The following is a 16,351-nucleotide window of genomic DNA, read 5'->3' on the forward strand; positions in this document are numbered from 1 at the left end:
CGGACAGGATGATTTGCTGCATCCGGCCTGGTGTCAGGCCGGATGCAGGTCAGGCGCGTCGAGGAGTGAGCGCGCTTAGATCTTGACGACGTAGCGGCGGTTGAGTTGCCCGCCCTCGATGAAGAACACACCGAAATCCGGCGTGACGTCTCCATACTGGTCGAAGTCCAGGACCGAAGATGCGCCCTCGTAATTGATCTTCCCTTTCTTGAGCGCCTCCTTCCCCTCTGCGAAGGTATAGACCTGCTGGCCGTCAGGGTTCGAGACCTCACGGATCTTGGCATTGATGGCGGCCGTCTCGCCCGAGTTCGCGGCTTCGATGGCGAGCGCGAGGCAATTCACCATGTCCCAGGTCATGGCAGCGAAGATATTCGATTGTCCGGGCTGGCCGGTCGCCTTCCGATAGGCCTCGTCGTAGACCTTGTAGGAAGGGGCGTTCTCGTTGGAGACGGAATCGACCGAGATCACGCCCTCGACGACATCCGGGCCTACGGCCTTCACGAGATCGGGGTTTGCAGCCCAACCGGGAATGATCCACTTCACGGGCTGTCCGGTCTGGTACCATTCACGCATGATGATAGTGGTGTCGGCGAGATAGGATCCCGTCACGATCACGTCGGGATTCGCAGACAAAACCTTCTGGAGCTCGGAGCGATAGGACGGCTGGTTCGGTTCGTAGACGACGCTTGCCACCACCTTGTTGCCCTTCGCTTCCCAGGCCTTGCGGAAGCCCTCGGTGTTGCCGATGCCGGAAGCATTGTTGAAGGCCATGGTGGCCGGACGCTTGAAGCCTTCCTTGATGCAGATTTCCGCAAAGGCCTTCCCGAAGCGGTCGTTGGTCGCCTGAAACCGATAGGACAAGCCTTTGGCATTGGCCGGTGGCACCGAGAGCGCCGGTGCTCCGGAGGTGTTCATGAGAATGATGTTGGCGTCGTTCGTCAGCGGAATGACTGCCAGCGAAACGCCCGAGGACCAGGTGCCGAGGATCGCCCGGACCTTGTTGACGTCGATGAGCTTCTTCGCCGCGAGCACGCCCGCCTGCGGGCTCGTCTGCGAGTCCTCGGCGAGGATCTCGAGCTTGCGCCCGGCGGCACCGCCTGCCGCGTTCACGGCTTCGGCTGCGGCGATGATCGCCTTCTGCATGCCGGGGCCGTATGGACTTCCCGATCCGGTGACGGGACAGAGCGCTCCGATGCGGAATGTCTCCTGTCCCTGCGCGCGAAGGATGGAGGGAGCCCCGATCAGCGCCGTTGCGGCGCCAAGCGTGCCCATGAATTGGCGGCGGGTGGTGAACATCGTGAATTCCCCTTTGGCTCTCTAATTCAGCTCGTTCTTGATGAATTCGCCACCTTTCACGATGATCGGCAAGTGACGTCCCTGGCCCGTGAGAAGCGACAGATCGGCGAGCGGGTCACCGTCCACGACGACGAAATCGGCATAGGCATCCGGTGCGATCACCCCGATCTTGCCGGTCATGCCGATCAGTTCGGCGGCATGAATGGTCGTCGACCGGATCACCTCGATGGCCGGCAGCACGCGCCCGCGAATTACGAACTCCTCCGACTGGTGGCGGTGCATTGGACCAAGAAGATCGGAGCCATAGGCCATCATCACGCCGGCGTCGTGCATGATCTCGAGGGACTCGAGACCGCGCAGGCGCACATCGTCGATCTTGGCCACGGAGGCAGCCGGAAGACCGAGCGACTCGCCCTCATTCTTCAGCGCCTCGTAGGTCACGAGGGTCGGGCATGCGATGGCGCCGCGCTCCTTCATGAGGGAAGCAGTTTTTGTCTCGATCAGGTTCGCATGCTCGACCGAGCGCACGCCCAGCTCGACGGCCCGTGCGATTGCCTCGTCGGTGTAGAGATGCGCCGCCACATAGGTCTGCGCATTGTGAGCCTCCTCGACGATGGCGCGGATCTCGTCACTGGAATAGCCGAGAAACGCGATCGGATCTGTGGGGGAGGCGACGCCGCCATTGGCCATGATCTTGATGAACTGCGCGCCCTGGCGGATCTCGTCGCGTGCCGCCTCCCGGCAGGCATCGACGCCGTTGCAGATCCGCCCGAGCGCACCGAGGCGCCGGGTCTGGTAATCGGCATCGCGATTGTCGTACCGGCCGCGGAAATCCGCGTGGCCGCCGGTCTGGGATAGCGCTTTTCCGCAGACGATGAGGCGCGGCCCGGCGGTCAAGCCTTGCTCGAGGGCATCCACGAGAGCATAGGTCGCGCCGCCCACGTCGCGCACGGTGGTAAAGCCTCGCGCCAGCATCTCTCCCATGATGCGTTGTGCATGAAATGCGACCAGCGCATCCGGAAGAAGCGCATTCTGCCCGAGATTGACCAGACCGGCCACGACATGCACATGGCAGTCGATGAGGCCGGGCATCAGGGTCCTGCCCCTCAGATCGATCATGCGGGCGCCGGAATCCTGAATCGGCTTGTCGGAGATCTCCTTGATGAGTCCGCCTTCGGCGCGGACGAAACGGTCGTGCTCGCCCTCAGGGCTTCGGCCATCGAGCAGACGGGCGTTCTGGAAAATGATAGCCTGTGACACCTGGGATACCTTTCCTGTCGTAGTTCGGGGATCTCACCCGTTCCGTGCCGCAGGGGGAGAGCATCGCCGGCTGTCACCAGGTGACGGTCGGAGGAGAGCCTCGGGCGAGAGGGCCGGATGCGCTTCGTCAGCGAGCATTTGGCCAAACTCCACCCGGTCATCTCACTGTGGGAGACCCACAGATCTCGCCCGTGTCATGTGGGCCGGGCCGCTCCCGCGACAGCACTATCGGGAGAGCGATAGCGCGGCGCGAAGGCACCGGCAAGGTCGAATTGGCAGCTTCCGGCGGCGTTGGCGCCCGCCGGGAGATGGTCCAGAATGTGTCCTTGCGGCACGGCAGAGGAGGGCGTCCATGCAGACCATCCGCATCAACGGCGAGAATTTTCACGTCCGGGTGGACGGGCCGAAAGGCTACCCGGCGCTGCTGCTGTCGAATTCGCTCAGTTCCGACATGTCGATGTGGGATGACCAGATCCCCGTATGGTCGGAGCGCTTCCAGGTCATCCGCTACGATCAGCGTGGCCATGGGAGAAGCGCGGTCTCGCCCGCTCCTTATTCGATCGAGCAACTCGGCCGCGACGCCATCGGCGTGATGGATGCGCTCGGCATCGACAAGGCGCATTGGTGCGGCCTCTCGATGGGCGGAATGGTAGGGATGTGGGTCCTGACGAATGCACCTGAGCGCATCGGGAGGGCGGTGCTCGCCAATACCGCTGCCCATATGGGGCCACCGGAGCTCTGGAACGGGCGGATCAGGACGGCCGAGCGTGGAGGAATGGAGGCTCTGGTCGAGCCCACGATCGAACGCTGGTTCCCCGAGGATTTCCGTAAGTCCGCGCCGGATACAATGGATCGCATGCGCGCCATGATCCTGCATACGCCCGTGGCGGGATATATCGGATCCTGTGCAGCCATTCGCGATATGGATCAGCGCGAGTCGATCCGGGCGATCGGCAATCCCGTGCTCGTCATTATCGGATCTCGCGATCCGGCGACCAAGCCGGAGGATGGCGAGCTCATTGCCCGTGCAATTAGGAATTCGGAGACCTTCATTTTGGATGCCGCTCACATTTCCAATGTCGAACGGCCGAAAGCATTCTCGTCTGCGGTCATGAAATTCCTGGGATGAACGAGGCGAATGCTTCGCCCTTGCAAGCCGCAGGCGCAGTCCTGGATTGCTTCGCCTCCGGCTCGCAATGACGGAAGTGCAATGGGACGGTGCATCGCGCCTGCGGCGCGCAATGACACAGTGGGTCCGCATTAGGCTGGATGACTGCGGCTCGCAGTGACGGCAGTGGGTCCGGCGCTACTCCGGTTCCGGCTCTGCACCGCCTGCCCTCAGCCCCTCTTCGTCATTGCGAACGCAGTGAAGCAATCTACCCGTCGACGGATGGTTCGCCTCGCCCGCGGCTCGCAATGACAATCAATGCCAGAGGACTCACGCATGGTGAAAATCAATCCGGATCGCTTGCTGTCGGACCTTCGTACTCTCGCGTCTTTCGGGAAGTACAAGACCGGCGTTCATCGTCCGACCTATTCGGCAGACGATATGTCCGCACGTCGCTGGTTCGCCCAGCGGATCGAGGAGGCCGGACTGCGTGCGGAGATCGATGGGATCGGCAATGTTTACGGTTTCAATCCGACGAAAAGCCGACTGGCCCTCGCCGGATCGCATCTCGAATCGCAGAATCATGCCGGCTGGCTCGACGGAGCGCTCGGCGTGGTCTACGCCCTCGAGGCGGCACGTGCGATTTCCGAGGCGCCCGGCAATGCAGACGCCGGCTTGGACGTCATCGCCTTTGCGGATGAGGAAGGCCACTTCGGCAGCTTTCTGGGAAGCCGTTCCTTCATCGGCGATCTGACGGAAGCCGAAATAGATTCTGCTTTCAATCACTCGTTCGGGACCTCACTGCGGCAAGCGCTTGCGGAAGCCGGGCTTGCCGGCCGTAGCCGCCGCGTGATCGACGCGTCTCGCTATCGGGCATTCCTGGAAGCGCATATCGAGCAGGGAGACATTCTGGAATCCTCAGGCATGAAGATTGGCATCGTGACAGCGATCGTCGCCATCTGGCAGTACAGGATTGTGGTGACGGGAGAGCAGAACCACGCCGGCACGACGACGATGGCGCGCCGACGGGATGCCGGCCTGGCGCTGATACGGCTGCTTGCGGCCATCGACCGGCGATTCCCCGAGGTGGCGGGCCCGCGTTCGGTCTGGACCACGGGGCAGATCGCTCTGTCGCCCGGAGCCAAGAGCATCATCCCGGGTCAGGCGGAAGCATTGTTCCAGTTTCGTGACGCCGATGCCGACGTTCTCACGCGTCTCGAAAATGAGCTCACGACCGTCATCCGGGAGGCCAACAGTGCGGGGCCTTGCACCGTGACCCTCGAACGGATCAGCGCCAGTCGCCCCGCGCCGATGGACGCCAACGTGCAGGACGTCCTGGAGAGTGCAGCGGAGCAGTATGCCGCCGGCCAGCATGTCCGGATGCCGAGCGGCGCCGGCCATGATGCCCAGTGGCTTGCCCCGAAGCTGCCGACGGGAATGCTCTTCGTGCCGAGCATCGGCGGGATCAGCCATCACTGGACGGAGAACACCTCGGACGAGGACATCGTGCTCGGCGCACAGGTTTTCGCGGATGCAGCCATGAGGGTGTTGCGAGCTTGAGCTGCCACGGAAGGCCCTGATCGAAAGTATTTACTTGGGTACGCGTGCGCCGCCTTGGGTGCGGTGCCGTCGGAGCCTTGGAGCGGAGCATGAACGAAATCAAAGCGGTCTTTGCCGAGATCGAACGGCTACTCGGCGGCACCGATTTCCTGCCAGAGGGTCGGCCCGAGCAGCCACCGATGCCAAGTGTCGATAATGTGTCATTCGACTGAGACTTGCCCGCACACATAGGTCCAGCGATCGCACGGAGCACGGGCACGCCGATCGTCACTATAGGTTTCTGTCGCCGCTCAAGCGCATCGGCGGGAGCGTTGCTGGTGATCCCAACTTCCAGGGGTCGACACCAACACTCAAAGCAGCCGCGAATCGAGGAGAAACGGCTCGAGCGTCGCAATCTTGATGTCTGCCGATGCCGGATGACCATGATTGATCAAGACATTGACGTCTGGCGAGCCGGATAGCGGCACGATTGCGGAGGGTACGCAAAGAAGCGGCGCGGCGCGCTGCCGGTGCCATTGGTCACCCTTCTGCTGCGTCCATGCTTCCCGGTGGCGCCAGTCACTCGGCAGATCTTCAAGCCTGATCGTTTCAACCCCGAGCGTGTCAGGGACGTCATAGGTCACCATGATCAACTCGGGCAGCAGGGCGAGGTCCTCGATATGGACGAGTTTCTCCAAGACGCACAGAGAGGGGGAGGTGGCGCAATATGTAACGGCGTGACCGACGGTGTTCCATCGGCCATCGAAGAGCAGCCCGTAACCGCCGTCGAAGGCGTCCGCGTGTTGCTTGCCCGACAGCCGCCAAAGCCGCATCAGGCGGCCGCACCCCATGCGATCTTACCGAGGATCGTCTCGATGACGCGAGCCCCTGCTTCGGTCTGTGCGATGTCGAGGGGCGATTCGCCGTGGAGTTCGGTCAGCGGTCGGCGCAGCCACCGATTGGCTTTGTCCTTGTCGCCGAACGTCTCTTCGGAGAGCGTCTGAATGCGCAGGAGCCGGACGGCACGATCGGATTCATCAATGGTGAGCGGTTGCTTCTTATCGGCCCGGTGGCGTCGCGTGCGCTGCGGAATGACGAACTTCTCGATTTCCTGCTCGCTCAGTCCTGCCTGGGACAGGCCCTTGAGCGCGGTCAAAGGGAGGCGATTGCGGATCGCTCGTGCAAGATCGGCCTGCGACCGTACGACGGTCCCCAAGACTCTCTGTCCCCCGAGCTTGCGGGCAACCTCCTCAACGATCGCGATCGGCATCTGGACCTCGTGATCCGGCAACTTGCCACAAAGATAGGCGGCATATTGCCGGGCTGCAAGGGCGCGCTCCTCGGGCACAAGCCCGGCTGCCCCTACGCCTTCGAGCCCTTACCCTGGAACTGAGGATCGATCGGTACCTGGAGCGCAAAGGCCAGCTTGTTGGTCTCGTTCGCCATGCCGACGACCGCCAAAAGCTCGCCCCACATCTCCTCCGTCATGCCGGCCTTCCGGGCCGCCGCGCCATGGGACGCGATGCAGTAGCCGCATCCATTCGTGATGCTCACTGCCAGATAGAGCATTTCCTTCGTGACGGGATCGAGGGTGCCCGGCGCCATGACATCCTTGAGGCTCTCCCAGGTTCGCTTCAGGGTCGGCGGATGCGTGGCCAGAGCCTTCCAGAAGTTGTTGACGTCGGGAACGCCTCTAGTCTGCTTGATATCGTCATAGACCGCGCGAACTTCGGCGGACGCGTCCTCGTACTGCACCAGGTCAGGCATCGCTGAGTTTCTCTGTTTGCTTTCGCCGTGCATCGGGAGGGGACTGCCCCTCCCGATGCATTTGCCATCAGACGAGCGCCAGGAGCCGGCTCGGCCCTCCGGTGGCTCCCTTGATCTTCGGTCCGCCCACGATCAGCGTCGCGCCGGTCGCAGGCACCTCGCCGAGATTGGCAACCCCTTCGAGGCCCCAGCGTCCGCCACCGAGCAAGGTGATGTGAAAGGCGAAGTCCTTCGAGGCGCCGTGATCGAGCGACATCGTATCGACCGCGACGCCCGAAACGTCCCGTGTGAGCAGAGCCTTGGCGACATCCGGGTGGAAACCGGGGAAGTGCATGACGCCGGAAGCATCGGCATTGCGGAATTTGGGGCCGGAGACATGCTTGTCCCAGCCGGAGCGCAGGGCCACACAGGCACCGGCCGGCAGGGGACCGTGCTGACGCTCGTGAGCCGCGATGTCGTCCATGGTGAGTTGGTAATCGGGATTCGATTCAGCCTTCGCGGTCACGTCGATCACCACGAGAGGAACGACCAGCTTTTCGACGGGGAGCGCATCCGCAGAAAGGCCATCCTTCGTGAAGTGAAGGGGCGCGTCCATATGCGTTCCCGAGTGTTCCTGAATCACCCACTCGTAGAAATTGTAGCCGTCCTCGGCGAGGTCGAACTTCTTGTTGAGCGCGATGCCGGGCGTGCCGCCGAAGGTCGGAAAGTCCGGCGAGAGCGTATGGGTGAGATCGATGACCCGCTCGAACCGCATCGGGGCCGCGGCCGCTGCAGGCGAGACCTGTGTGGCCGCGAAAGCTGCGCCGACGGCACCGGCGCCTCGAAAGAACGCTCGCCGGGACAGGCTTCGCGCCACGATCTCCTGACATCCTGGAACACACATCGCAGAGTCCTCCTGGTGTTGGAGGATCAGGATAACAACAACTCGAATGCGGCCGCCAGCATCGTGAGCACGGGGCGAACCGAACCGTGCTCACGAATTACGGGAGATGCGGCAGGACCGTCGCGACAATCGATCTGTCGAGCGTCTCGTAATCGTGCAGGCCGATGAGCTCATAGAGTTCGGCACGGGTTTGCATCCGGGGCACCATCGACTGCGTGCCGCCCTCGCGCACAAGGGTTTCGTAGAGAATCTCCTGGGCCTTGTTGGCGACCCGCAGAGAGCTGACGGGCCAGATGACCATCCGATAGCCCATGGCCTCGAACTCGCTCGCCGCGAAGAACGGCGTTCTCCCGAACTCGGTCATGTTGGCGAGGAGCGGAACGCCGGGCATGCGTTCCGCAAAGGCCCGAAACATCTCTGCGCTCGTCAGGGCTTCGGGAAAGATCGCGTCGGCACCGGCCTCGAGATAGAGCTTCGCACGGGCCACGGCGCCGTCGATTCCTTCGCTCGCGGCTGCATCAGTGCGCGCGACGATGACCAGATCCCGCCGCGCCCTGGCGGCCGCGGCTACTTTGGCCGCCATGTCGTAGGCATCGGCAAGCTTCTTGTCGTTCAGATGGCCGCATTTCTTCGGCAGGAGCTGATCCTCGATGTGCACCGCGCCGGCGCCGGCCTCCTCAAACACGCGCACCATGTGCATGACGTTGAGCGCCTCGCCATAACCCGTGTCGCCGTCGACGAGCACGGGGAGGCCGCTGCTGCGCGCCACCTGGCGGATGAAGAACGCCACCTCGTCCACGGTGATGATGCCGAGGTCCGGCAGGCCCATCGAGGCGGTCATGGCAGCGCCCGACAGGTAGACGGCCTCAAAACCGGCAGCCTTGGCCTGGAGGGACGCCATGCCGTTATGGGCGCCCGGAATCCCGAGGATGCCCTTGCGCTCCATGAGAGAGCGGAAACGCCGTCCGGCTGAAACGGCGGGCAAATCGTCGGAAACGAGGTATGGCATATTCGCGTCTTTCGTGAACTCGCAACCCGATCGCTAATGGCGGCTCTCCGAGCCGCTCGCAGCCGATTGCTCCGGCGCGCCCGGCATTCCCGGCCGCAGCTTTCCCGCTACCAAGGGTACGATGATCGCCAAGGCGGCCAGTACCCAGAGAACGATGCTGGTCGGCGTCGACCACAGGATGGCGAAATCGCCACCCGACAGAGAGAGTGCGCGGCGGAAATTATCCTCGAGGAGTCGCGCGAGCACGAAGGCCAGCATGACCGGAATCAAGGGAATGCCGACTTTTCTCAGAGCATAGGCAACGATGCCGAAACCCGTCGTGATCAGAAGCTCCACCGGCGAGTTCGATACCGCGTAGACTCCCGCATAGGACAGAGCCAGGACGCCGGGATACAGGATCCAGGACGGAACCAGCAGCAGACGCGCAAACACACCGACGAGCGGAAGATTGAGCACGAGCAGCATCAGGTTGCCGACATACATCGATGCGATCAGGCCCCAGGCGATTTCGGGGCGCTGCGTGAACAGGAGCGGCCCGGGCGTGATCGAGTACATGAGAAAGGCGCCGAGCATCACGGCCGTCGTTCCGGAGCCGGGAATCCCCAAGGCCAGCATGGGCACCATGGACCCGGTCTGGGCCGCGTTGTCGGCTGTTTCCGGCGCCGCGAGGCCTCGCATGTCGCCTTTGCCGAAGGTTCCTCTGTCCGACAGTCGTTTCTCGGCCGTGTAGGATACGGCGGAGGCCAGGGATGCTCCCGCGCCTGGAAGCACGCCGATGAAGAAACCGATGCCGGTCGCGCGGACCATGGCCGGCAGGCAGAAGAGGATTTCCGTCAGCTTGAGGCGCGCACCCTTGCCGAGATGCGACACCGTCCCGCCAATCAGGCCTTCGACGAGGATGAGGACCTCGCTGACCGCAAACAGCCCGATGGTCAGGCTCGTGAAGTCGATCCCTCCGACGAGCTCGATCGATCCGAACGTGAAGCGTTCGACCCCGGTGCCGCCATCGACGCCGACCATGGCGAAGAGAAGCCCGAGTGAAACGGCCGCCCAGGTCTTGGCGGCATTGCCTTCGCCCATCGTGCCGAGCAGCGCAAAGGACAGAACCATGAGCGCCACGTAATCGGCAGGTCCGAAGGACAGCGCCAGCCGTGCTAGCGGAACGGCCAGGAAGGTCATCAGAACGACGGCTGCGGTACCGCCGACGAAGCTGCCGATGCCGCTGATCGCGAGGGCAGCCGCGCCGCGTCCGGCTTTGGCCAGCGGATAGCCGTCGAGCGTCGTCATCACGAGGCCGGGATCGCCCGGGATGTTCAACAGGATCGACGAGATGCGGCCGCCATAGCCGCTGCCATAGTAGAGACCCGCAAGCAGAATGAGCGCGGTTTCGGGCGGCAGCTTCAGGGCGAAGCACAAAGGCAGAAGGAGCGCGACCGCATTGATGGGCCCGATCCCTGGAAGGGCGCCGATCGCCGTGCCGAGCGCGACACCGATGAAGGCCATCGCGAGATTGAGCGGCGTCAGCGCGACCTGAAAGCCGGCCAGCAGGGAAGAAAAGGCTTCCATCTACATCCCCAGCGGTCCGCGCGGCAGCGGAAGATCGAGAAGCCGATCGAGCAGAACGAAGAACGCGACCGCCGTGATGACGGCCGACACGGCGGCGCCGACCAGAGTCGCGCGGAATGCCAGCGCGCAGACGAAGCAGAGGAGAGCCGTCGCAGGCACGAACCCGAGAGGTTGCAGCAGCAGCGGATAAACGAGCGAGGCCAGCGCGATGGCCACCGCGCGAGGCCAGGCACCGAACTCCGTCGCGACAAGGCCCGGCCTTATCATCAAGGCCAGGCCACTCAGGCCAAGGACCGCCGCAACGATCGTTGGAAATGCTCGCGGGCCGACAGGATCGGCTGCGAAGGGAACGACGAGGGTCTGCGCATGCCAAGCCGCACCAACGGCGAGCAAGATCAGCAGACCACCCAACACACGGTCGATCGTCACGGCGTATCCCGTTCAGGATGATCGAAAAAAGGCGTCGGGATCCGCTCTACTGGATCAGGCCCACTTCGCGCGCCAGGTCGCGGAAATCGGCCGTGCGCTTCTTTGCGAAGGCGTCGAATTCGGGACCGACGAGATTGAACTCGAACAATCCCTGCTCGGCGCGCGCCTTCTGCCAACGCGGATCGGAGTTGAGCTTCTTGAGCGCGTCGGTCCAGAATTGATACGAGTCCTCGGACGCCTTCGGCGGAGCATAGAAGCCGCGCACGATCGGCCATTGGACGTCGTAGCCCTGTTCCTTCGCGGTCGGGACATTGGCGAAGGCGCCCGGCAACCGCTGCTCCGAGAAGGTTGCCAGAAGCCGGATCTCGCCCGCTTCGAGCTGGCCGCGCACCTCCGACGCATCGCCTGGGAAAGCTTCGATATGGCCGCCGAGGAGAGCCCCCATGGCCTCACCGCCGCCTTCGAACGACAGATAGCGCATCTTGCGCGGATCGACGCCTGCGGCCCGCTGGACGAGGGCGGCCTTCATCCAGTCCTGGCTTCCGACGGTTCCGCCGGCGCCCACCGGCACTGAGGCAGGATCCTTCTTCAAGGCTTCCACCAGATCCTTCAAGGTCTGGAAGCGGCTGTCCTTGCGCACGGCGAGGACGCCGTAATCGGCGCCGATCGCCCCGAGCCAGCGAACGTCGTTCTCCTTGAAACGCCCAAATTTGCCCTGGGCGAGATTGACCCAGGACCCTGTCGATACGGCGATGATCACATTCGGATCGGAGGCCCGCTGCGCCTGAATGTTGTTGTAGGCCACCGCGCCGATGCCGCCGGGCATGTTGACGGTGCGGATCTGGGCATCGACGATGCCGAGCTCGTTCAGCATCCTGCTCGTTAGCCTGCAGGTCAGATCGAATCCGCCGCCGGGTGCCGCCGGAGCGATGCATTCCGGATTCTGCGGCTGGAAGCTCTGGGCCCACCCGATCCCGGGGCTGAACAGGACAAGGCTAAGGGCGAGCCCAGCGAACTTCGTTCCGATCCTCATGGCGTTTCCTATGCGACTGGTTGCAGGAGCGCCGACACAGTAAGTGACACCCCGCCATTCGCCAATGTCGCCGCTCTGTCAAAACTCGTTCGTCCGCACAAAACAAAACGCCGTGCCAACGGCACGGCGTTCGAGATCGTTCTTGTCGTGCAAGGTGCATGTCGCCGCGTGAGCGGCGGCGCAGCGGCTTCTACTTCTCGACGAAGGCTTTCTCGATCACGAAGTGACCGGGCTCACCGTGATTGCCCTCGACGAAGTCTCTCTCCTCCAGAATGATCCGCAGGTCGCCGATCATCTGGGGGCTGCCGCAGAGCATGACGCGATCCTCGGCGACATCGAGCGGTGGAAGCCCGATATCCTGGAACAGCTTGCCGCTCGTGATGAGATCGGTGACGCGTCCACGATTCTGGAAGGGTTCGCGCGTGACAGTGGGATAGTAGATCAGCTTCTCGCGGATCTCGTCGCCGAGGAACTCGTCATCGGGCAGGACCTCGGTGATCGTCTCGCCATAGGCGAGCTCGGCGACCTGGCGGCAACCGTGGACGAGAACGATCCGCTCGAAGCGCTCGTAGGTTTCCGGATCGCGGATGATGCTCATGAACGGTGCGAGGCCGGTACCCGTGCCGAACAGGTAGAGCCGCTTTCCGGGCATCAGGTTGTCGAGCACGAGAGTCCCGGTCGCCTTGCGGCTGACCATGATGGGATCGCCCTCCCTGAGGTGCTGAAGCCGGGAGGTGAGCGGACCGTCGGGAACCTTGATGCTCAGGAACTCGAGGGTATCCTCGTAATTGGGGCTCACGAGGCTGTACGCACGGAGCAAGGGCCGTCCCTCGATCGGTATGCCGATCATCGTGAACTGGCCGTTCTTGAACCGGAAAGTCGGATTGCGCGTCGTCGTGAAGCTGAAGAGCGTGTCGGTCCAGTGCCGCACGCTCAGAACGCGCTCTTCGTTCAGATTGCTCATCGAGGGCGATCCGCTATCAACCTGCGCCGAGGAACTTGGCCGGCACCGACAGGGAGAACTGGCTGAGGCCAGTCGGAACGAACTGACTTGCCGGACGCCAATTCATTCGCATACAAATGAATATGGGGTGCCCTAGGCTCTTTGTCAACGGGTCGCCTCATGCTGAATTGGCAACCTACCCTTTCCCTCCAGTCCTAACGATCGAAGGAAGCCCGATGGCCCACGACGAGTCCCAGAAGCCGAGCGGACCCACGAAGCTCGTGATCCGCAATATCGGGTTGCTCCTCAGCGGTGACCTCGAAAAGCCGATCCTCGACGCCGATACGGTGGTCGCCATTGACGGGAAGATCGCCGCCATCGGCCGCGCCAAGGACGTCGATACCGAGGGCGCCACGACCGTCGTCGATGCCCGCGGAACGGCGCTGGCGCCCGGCCTGATCGACAGCCACGTTCACCCGGTCGCCGGCGACTGGACGCCCCGCCAGAACCAGCTCGGCTGGATCGACAGCTTCCTCCATGGCGGCGTTACGACGATGATCTCGGCGGGCGAGGTGCACACGCCGGGCCGCCCCCGGGACGTGGTCGGCCTCAAGGCGATGGCGATCACGGCCCAGCGCATGTTCTCGGCCTTTCGGCCGGGCGGCGTGAAGATCCATGCCGGAGCGCCGGTGATCGAGCCCGACATGGTCGAGGAGGATTTCAAGGAGCTGGCCGCCGCTGGCGTGAAGCTTCTCGGCGAGGTCGGCCTCGGCGGCGTCAAGGACGGTCCTACGGCGCGCCGCATGGTCGGCTGGGCCCGCAAATACGGCATCCAGAGCACGATTCATACGGGCGGCCCTTCGATCCCCGGCTCGGGCCTGATCGACAAGGACGTGGTGCTCGAGGCCGACACCGACGTGGTCGGGCATATCAACGGCGGCCACACGGCCCTGCCGGACAGCCAGATTCGCTGCATCTGCGAGGGCTGCCGGCGCGGTCTCGAACTCGTGCACAACGGGAACGAGCGCGCGGCGCTCTACACCTTGCGGACCGCGCGCGAGATGAACCAGCTCGAACGCGTCATGCTCGGAACCGATGCTCCGGCCGGCTCCGGCGTGCAGCCGCTCGGGATCATGCGCATGGTGTCGCTCCTGTCCTCGCTGGGCGATCTTCCGGCGGAGATCGCGATCTGCCTCGCGACCGGCAACACGGCCCGGATGCGTTCGCTCGATTGCGGGCTCATCGAGGTGGGCCGCTCGGCCGATTTCGTCCTGATGGACAAGGCGCAGCATTCCGCCGGGCGCAATCTGCTCGACAGCATCCAGCTCGGTGACCTGCCCGGCATCGGCATGGTGATCATCGACGGGCTGGTGCGCATCCAGCGCAGCCGCAATACGCCACCGGCCACGACGGTGCCCGAGATCGTCGCACATTGAGGCTGGATCCATTCTGTCCTTGTGGGTCGCAGGCATCCAGCCTGCGACGGATCCGCCTCGTCCTTGCGAGTTGGGCACCGACCTGTGGTCGATCCGCCTGGGATGAAAGCTTGGGCGCAAGGAGCCATGACGTCCTGCGACTCGACCCGGCTTTCTTAGCCGCAGGCCGTGCGGACAACCCATCCCACCGCACTTCGTCCTTGCGAGCTGGAGGCGAAGCAATCTACCCGTCGAGGATACGCTCCTGTATTGCTTTGCTCCGCTCGCAAAGACGACGGGAGGGACGCGAGGCGCAGGTTGACTTCCGAGAACGGACAGGTTCAAATCGTGCACGATACATGATCTGGGATGCTTCGTGCCACTTTCTGCCCGCAAGGTCGAGCGCACCGCCCTCGTTGATCAGGTCTACGAGATCCTGAAGGAGCGCATTCTCGACCGGTTCTATGAGCCCGGGGCGAAACTCAACATCGACGCGCTCGGACGCGAACTCAAGGTGAGTTCGACACCGCTACGGGAGGCTCTCGCGCGGCTGACGGCCGAGAGCTTGGTGAAAGCAGAACCTTTCGTGGGCTTTGCGGTCGCGGCAATGCCCGACTCGAAATACTATCGCGATCTCTTCGATTTTCGCCTTGTTATAGAGCCCTGGGCGGCAGCGGAATCGGCGCGGCTGCGGTCGGCGCAGACTTTGCCGACTCTCGAGGCTGCGGTCCGGGCGATGGGAGGATCCTCGCTCTCGCTCAGCTATCGGCGATTCCGTGATTTCTCGGATGCTGACGACCTGTTTCACCGAACCATCATGACCGGGACCGGGAACGCACCGGCATGCAAGGCCTACGAGGATCTTCGAATCCATCTGCACATGTCGCGCTTGTATATCCATCGTGAACAGGACACGGAATCCACGCGAGCACAGCATCTTGCCATTCTCGAGGCGATCCGTTCCGGGCATGCCGAAGAGGCCGCGCAGCACATGCGCGACCACCTCATACTATCTCGAAAGAAGCTACTGGACTGAAATCACGGCAGCGCCCCGGATATCTGTGGGGCGATCACACCAGCGCTAGGGAGGCGCCCAACATGTTGAAGATGCTCACGTTCGCCGCAGCCGTCATTGGCAGTCTCGCCGTGCCGCTAACTGCCGGAGCGCAGACCTTGCGGTTCGGCCACGCAAATTCTCCGGGCGAGGTCGCGAACGACATGTTCAACGAATTCGCCGAGCGCGTGAACAAGCGTACGAACGGCGCTATGACCATCCGGGTCTTCCCGTCCGAGCAGCTCGGCAAGGAAGCCGACCTCGTGCAGCAGGTCAAAACCGGCGCTCTCGATATTTCGGCGCCCAGCATGCCGGTCATGTCGTCTCTGGTGCCCGCAATGGAAATGGCGAGCGGCCCGTTCCTCTGGAAGGATTGGAAGGAGGCCGAGACGGTCCTTCGCGGCCCGGCTTTCGAGCCACTATGGGACGAACTGCGGGACAAGCACAACATCGTGCCCCTGACCAAGATTCTTTACTGGGGCTGGCGCAATTTCACTTTCACCGACCGGGAGGTTCGCAAGCCCGAAGATATGGCCGGGCTGAAGATCCGCGTGCCCGAAAGTCCGATCTGGGTCGAGATGGTGCGTGCTCTCGGGGCGGCGCCGACGCCGATCCCGTTCGGTGAAGTCTACACCGCTTTGCAGCAGAAAACAGTGGACGGCCAGGAAAACCCGATCCCCACGATCTTTTCGCGCAAGTTCTATGAAGTCCAGGGTGTCCTGACGATGTCGCGCCACATGCTCCAGAACAACACCATCGTCATCAACAAGGCTTCGCTTGCGAAGCTCTCTCCTGAAAACCAGAAGATCCTGATCGAAGAGGCTGCGGCGGTTTCCGCCAAGAACACGGAGCTGCAGCAGGCGCGCGAGCAGAGCATGCTGGAAGACATTCGCAAGTCCGGCCGCACCAGGATCATTGATGATCCGGACCGGGCCGCCTTCCAGGCCAAGATCGAGCCGGCCTACAGCCGCCTCGAATCCCGCTGGGGCGCCGAACACACGAAGCGTCTGCGGGCCGAGATCGCGCGCGTGCGCGGCAACTGAGCGAGT

17 protein-coding genes are annotated in these 16,351 nt (G+C 63.3%); 6 read left to right on the plus strand and 11 right to left on the minus strand.

Annotated elements, in window-relative coordinates; all coding sequences use genetic code 11:
* Window positions 1–75 precede the first annotated feature (75 nt).
* Together BN1233_RS03410 and BN1233_RS03415 are read right to left on the minus strand one after the other, a co-directional pair.
* Window positions 76–1,296 carry an ABC transporter substrate-binding protein gene (locus BN1233_RS03410; RefSeq protein ID WP_046862004.1) on the minus strand — a complete coding sequence of 407 codons (1,221 nt, stop codon included), beginning with the start codon at window positions 1,294–1,296 and terminating at the stop codon, window positions 76–78.
* Window positions 1,297–1,317: 21 nt separating this feature from the next.
* Window positions 1,318–2,556: a metal-dependent hydrolase family protein gene (locus tag BN1233_RS03415; protein WP_046862005.1), complete on the minus strand. Its 1,239-nt coding sequence runs from the start codon at window positions 2,554–2,556 to the stop codon at window positions 1,318–1,320.
* A 352-nt stretch (window positions 2,557–2,908) separates the two neighbouring features.
* On the opposite strand from BN1233_RS03415, the gene pcaD reads away from it, so the two are divergent.
* From pcaD to BN1233_RS50465, 3 genes are all read left to right on the plus strand, one after another.
* Window positions 2,909–3,685, plus strand: a complete 777-nt coding sequence (gene pcaD / locus BN1233_RS03420; RefSeq protein WP_046862006.1) for a 3-oxoadipate enol-lactonase — start codon at window positions 2,909–2,911, stop codon at window positions 3,683–3,685.
* A 315-nt stretch (window positions 3,686–4,000) separates the two neighbouring features.
* Window positions 4,001–5,224 (plus strand): Zn-dependent hydrolase, encoded by a 1,224-nt coding sequence (locus BN1233_RS03425; RefSeq protein ID WP_244470836.1) that lies wholly within the window; start codon window positions 4,001–4,003, stop codon window positions 5,222–5,224.
* A gap of 89 nt (window positions 5,225–5,313) precedes the next feature.
* Complete coding sequence (locus BN1233_RS50465; RefSeq protein ID WP_280139425.1) at window positions 5,314–5,436, plus strand: hypothetical protein; 123 nt, start codon at window positions 5,314–5,316, stop codon at window positions 5,434–5,436.
* A 138-nt stretch (window positions 5,437–5,574) separates the two neighbouring features.
* Here BN1233_RS50465 and BN1233_RS03430 read toward each other — a convergent pair whose 3' ends face one another.
* From BN1233_RS03430 to BN1233_RS03470, 9 genes are all read right to left on the minus strand, one after another.
* Window positions 5,575–6,036, minus strand: coding sequence for an RES family NAD+ phosphorylase (locus tag BN1233_RS03430; protein WP_046862447.1), 462 nt, complete (start codon window positions 6,034–6,036; stop codon window positions 5,575–5,577).
* The gene (parS, locus tag BN1233_RS03435; RefSeq protein ID WP_046862448.1) at window positions 6,036–6,473 is read right to left on the minus strand and encodes a type II RES/Xre toxin-antitoxin system antitoxin; all 438 of its coding nucleotides are present in this window, start codon (window positions 6,471–6,473) and stop codon (window positions 6,036–6,038) included. Before parS ends, BN1233_RS03430 begins: the two co-directional genes overlap by 1 nt.
* Window positions 6,474–6,565: 92 nt before the next feature.
* Complete coding sequence (locus BN1233_RS03440) at window positions 6,566–6,970, minus strand: carboxymuconolactone decarboxylase family protein (RefSeq protein ID WP_046862449.1); 405 nt, start codon at window positions 6,968–6,970, stop codon at window positions 6,566–6,568.
* Between the two features lie 67 nt (window positions 6,971–7,037).
* Window positions 7,038–7,853, minus strand: a complete 816-nt coding sequence (locus BN1233_RS03445; RefSeq protein WP_046862008.1) for a cyclase family protein — start codon at window positions 7,851–7,853, stop codon at window positions 7,038–7,040.
* A 97-nt stretch (window positions 7,854–7,950) separates the two neighbouring features.
* Entirely contained in the window at window positions 7,951–8,862 is a 912-nt protein-coding gene (gene prpB, locus BN1233_RS03450) for a methylisocitrate lyase (protein WP_046862009.1), read from the minus strand.
* 33 nt (window positions 8,863–8,895) lie between these two features.
* On the minus strand, window positions 8,896–10,428 hold the full coding sequence (locus tag BN1233_RS03455; protein WP_046862010.1) for a tripartite tricarboxylate transporter permease: 1,533 nt from the start codon (window positions 10,426–10,428) through the stop codon (window positions 8,896–8,898).
* Window positions 10,429–10,857 carry a tripartite tricarboxylate transporter TctB family protein gene (locus BN1233_RS03460; protein WP_046862011.1) on the minus strand — a complete coding sequence of 143 codons (429 nt, stop codon included), beginning with the start codon at window positions 10,855–10,857 and terminating at the stop codon, window positions 10,429–10,431.
* 46 nt (window positions 10,858–10,903) lie between these two features.
* Complete coding sequence (locus BN1233_RS03465) at window positions 10,904–11,890, minus strand: Bug family tripartite tricarboxylate transporter substrate binding protein (protein WP_046862012.1); 987 nt, start codon at window positions 11,888–11,890, stop codon at window positions 10,904–10,906.
* A 190-nt stretch (window positions 11,891–12,080) separates the two neighbouring features.
* Window positions 12,081–12,854: a ferredoxin--NADP reductase gene (locus BN1233_RS03470; RefSeq protein ID WP_046862013.1), complete on the minus strand. Its 774-nt coding sequence runs from the start codon at window positions 12,852–12,854 to the stop codon at window positions 12,081–12,083.
* A gap of 215 nt (window positions 12,855–13,069) precedes the next feature.
* On the opposite strand from BN1233_RS03470, the gene BN1233_RS03475 reads away from it, so the two are divergent.
* The 3 genes from BN1233_RS03475 (at window position 13,070) to BN1233_RS03485 (ending at window position 16,345) form a co-directional block, all read left to right on the plus strand.
* Window positions 13,070–14,269: an amidohydrolase family protein gene (locus BN1233_RS03475; RefSeq protein WP_046862014.1), complete on the plus strand. Its 1,200-nt coding sequence runs from the start codon at window positions 13,070–13,072 to the stop codon at window positions 14,267–14,269.
* Window positions 14,270–14,624: 355 nt separating this feature from the next.
* Window positions 14,625–15,284, plus strand: coding sequence for a GntR family transcriptional regulator (locus BN1233_RS03480; RefSeq protein WP_046862015.1), 660 nt, complete (start codon window positions 14,625–14,627; stop codon window positions 15,282–15,284).
* Between the two features lie 62 nt (window positions 15,285–15,346).
* The gene (locus BN1233_RS03485) at window positions 15,347–16,345 is read left to right on the plus strand and encodes a TRAP transporter substrate-binding protein (protein ID WP_046862016.1); all 999 of its coding nucleotides are present in this window, start codon (window positions 15,347–15,349) and stop codon (window positions 16,343–16,345) included.
* Window positions 16,346–16,351 lie beyond the last annotated feature (6 nt).

The organism is Microvirga massiliensis (assembly GCF_001006805.1).
GTDB classification, from domain to species: domain Bacteria; phylum Pseudomonadota; class Alphaproteobacteria; order Rhizobiales; family Beijerinckiaceae; genus Microvirga; species Microvirga massiliensis.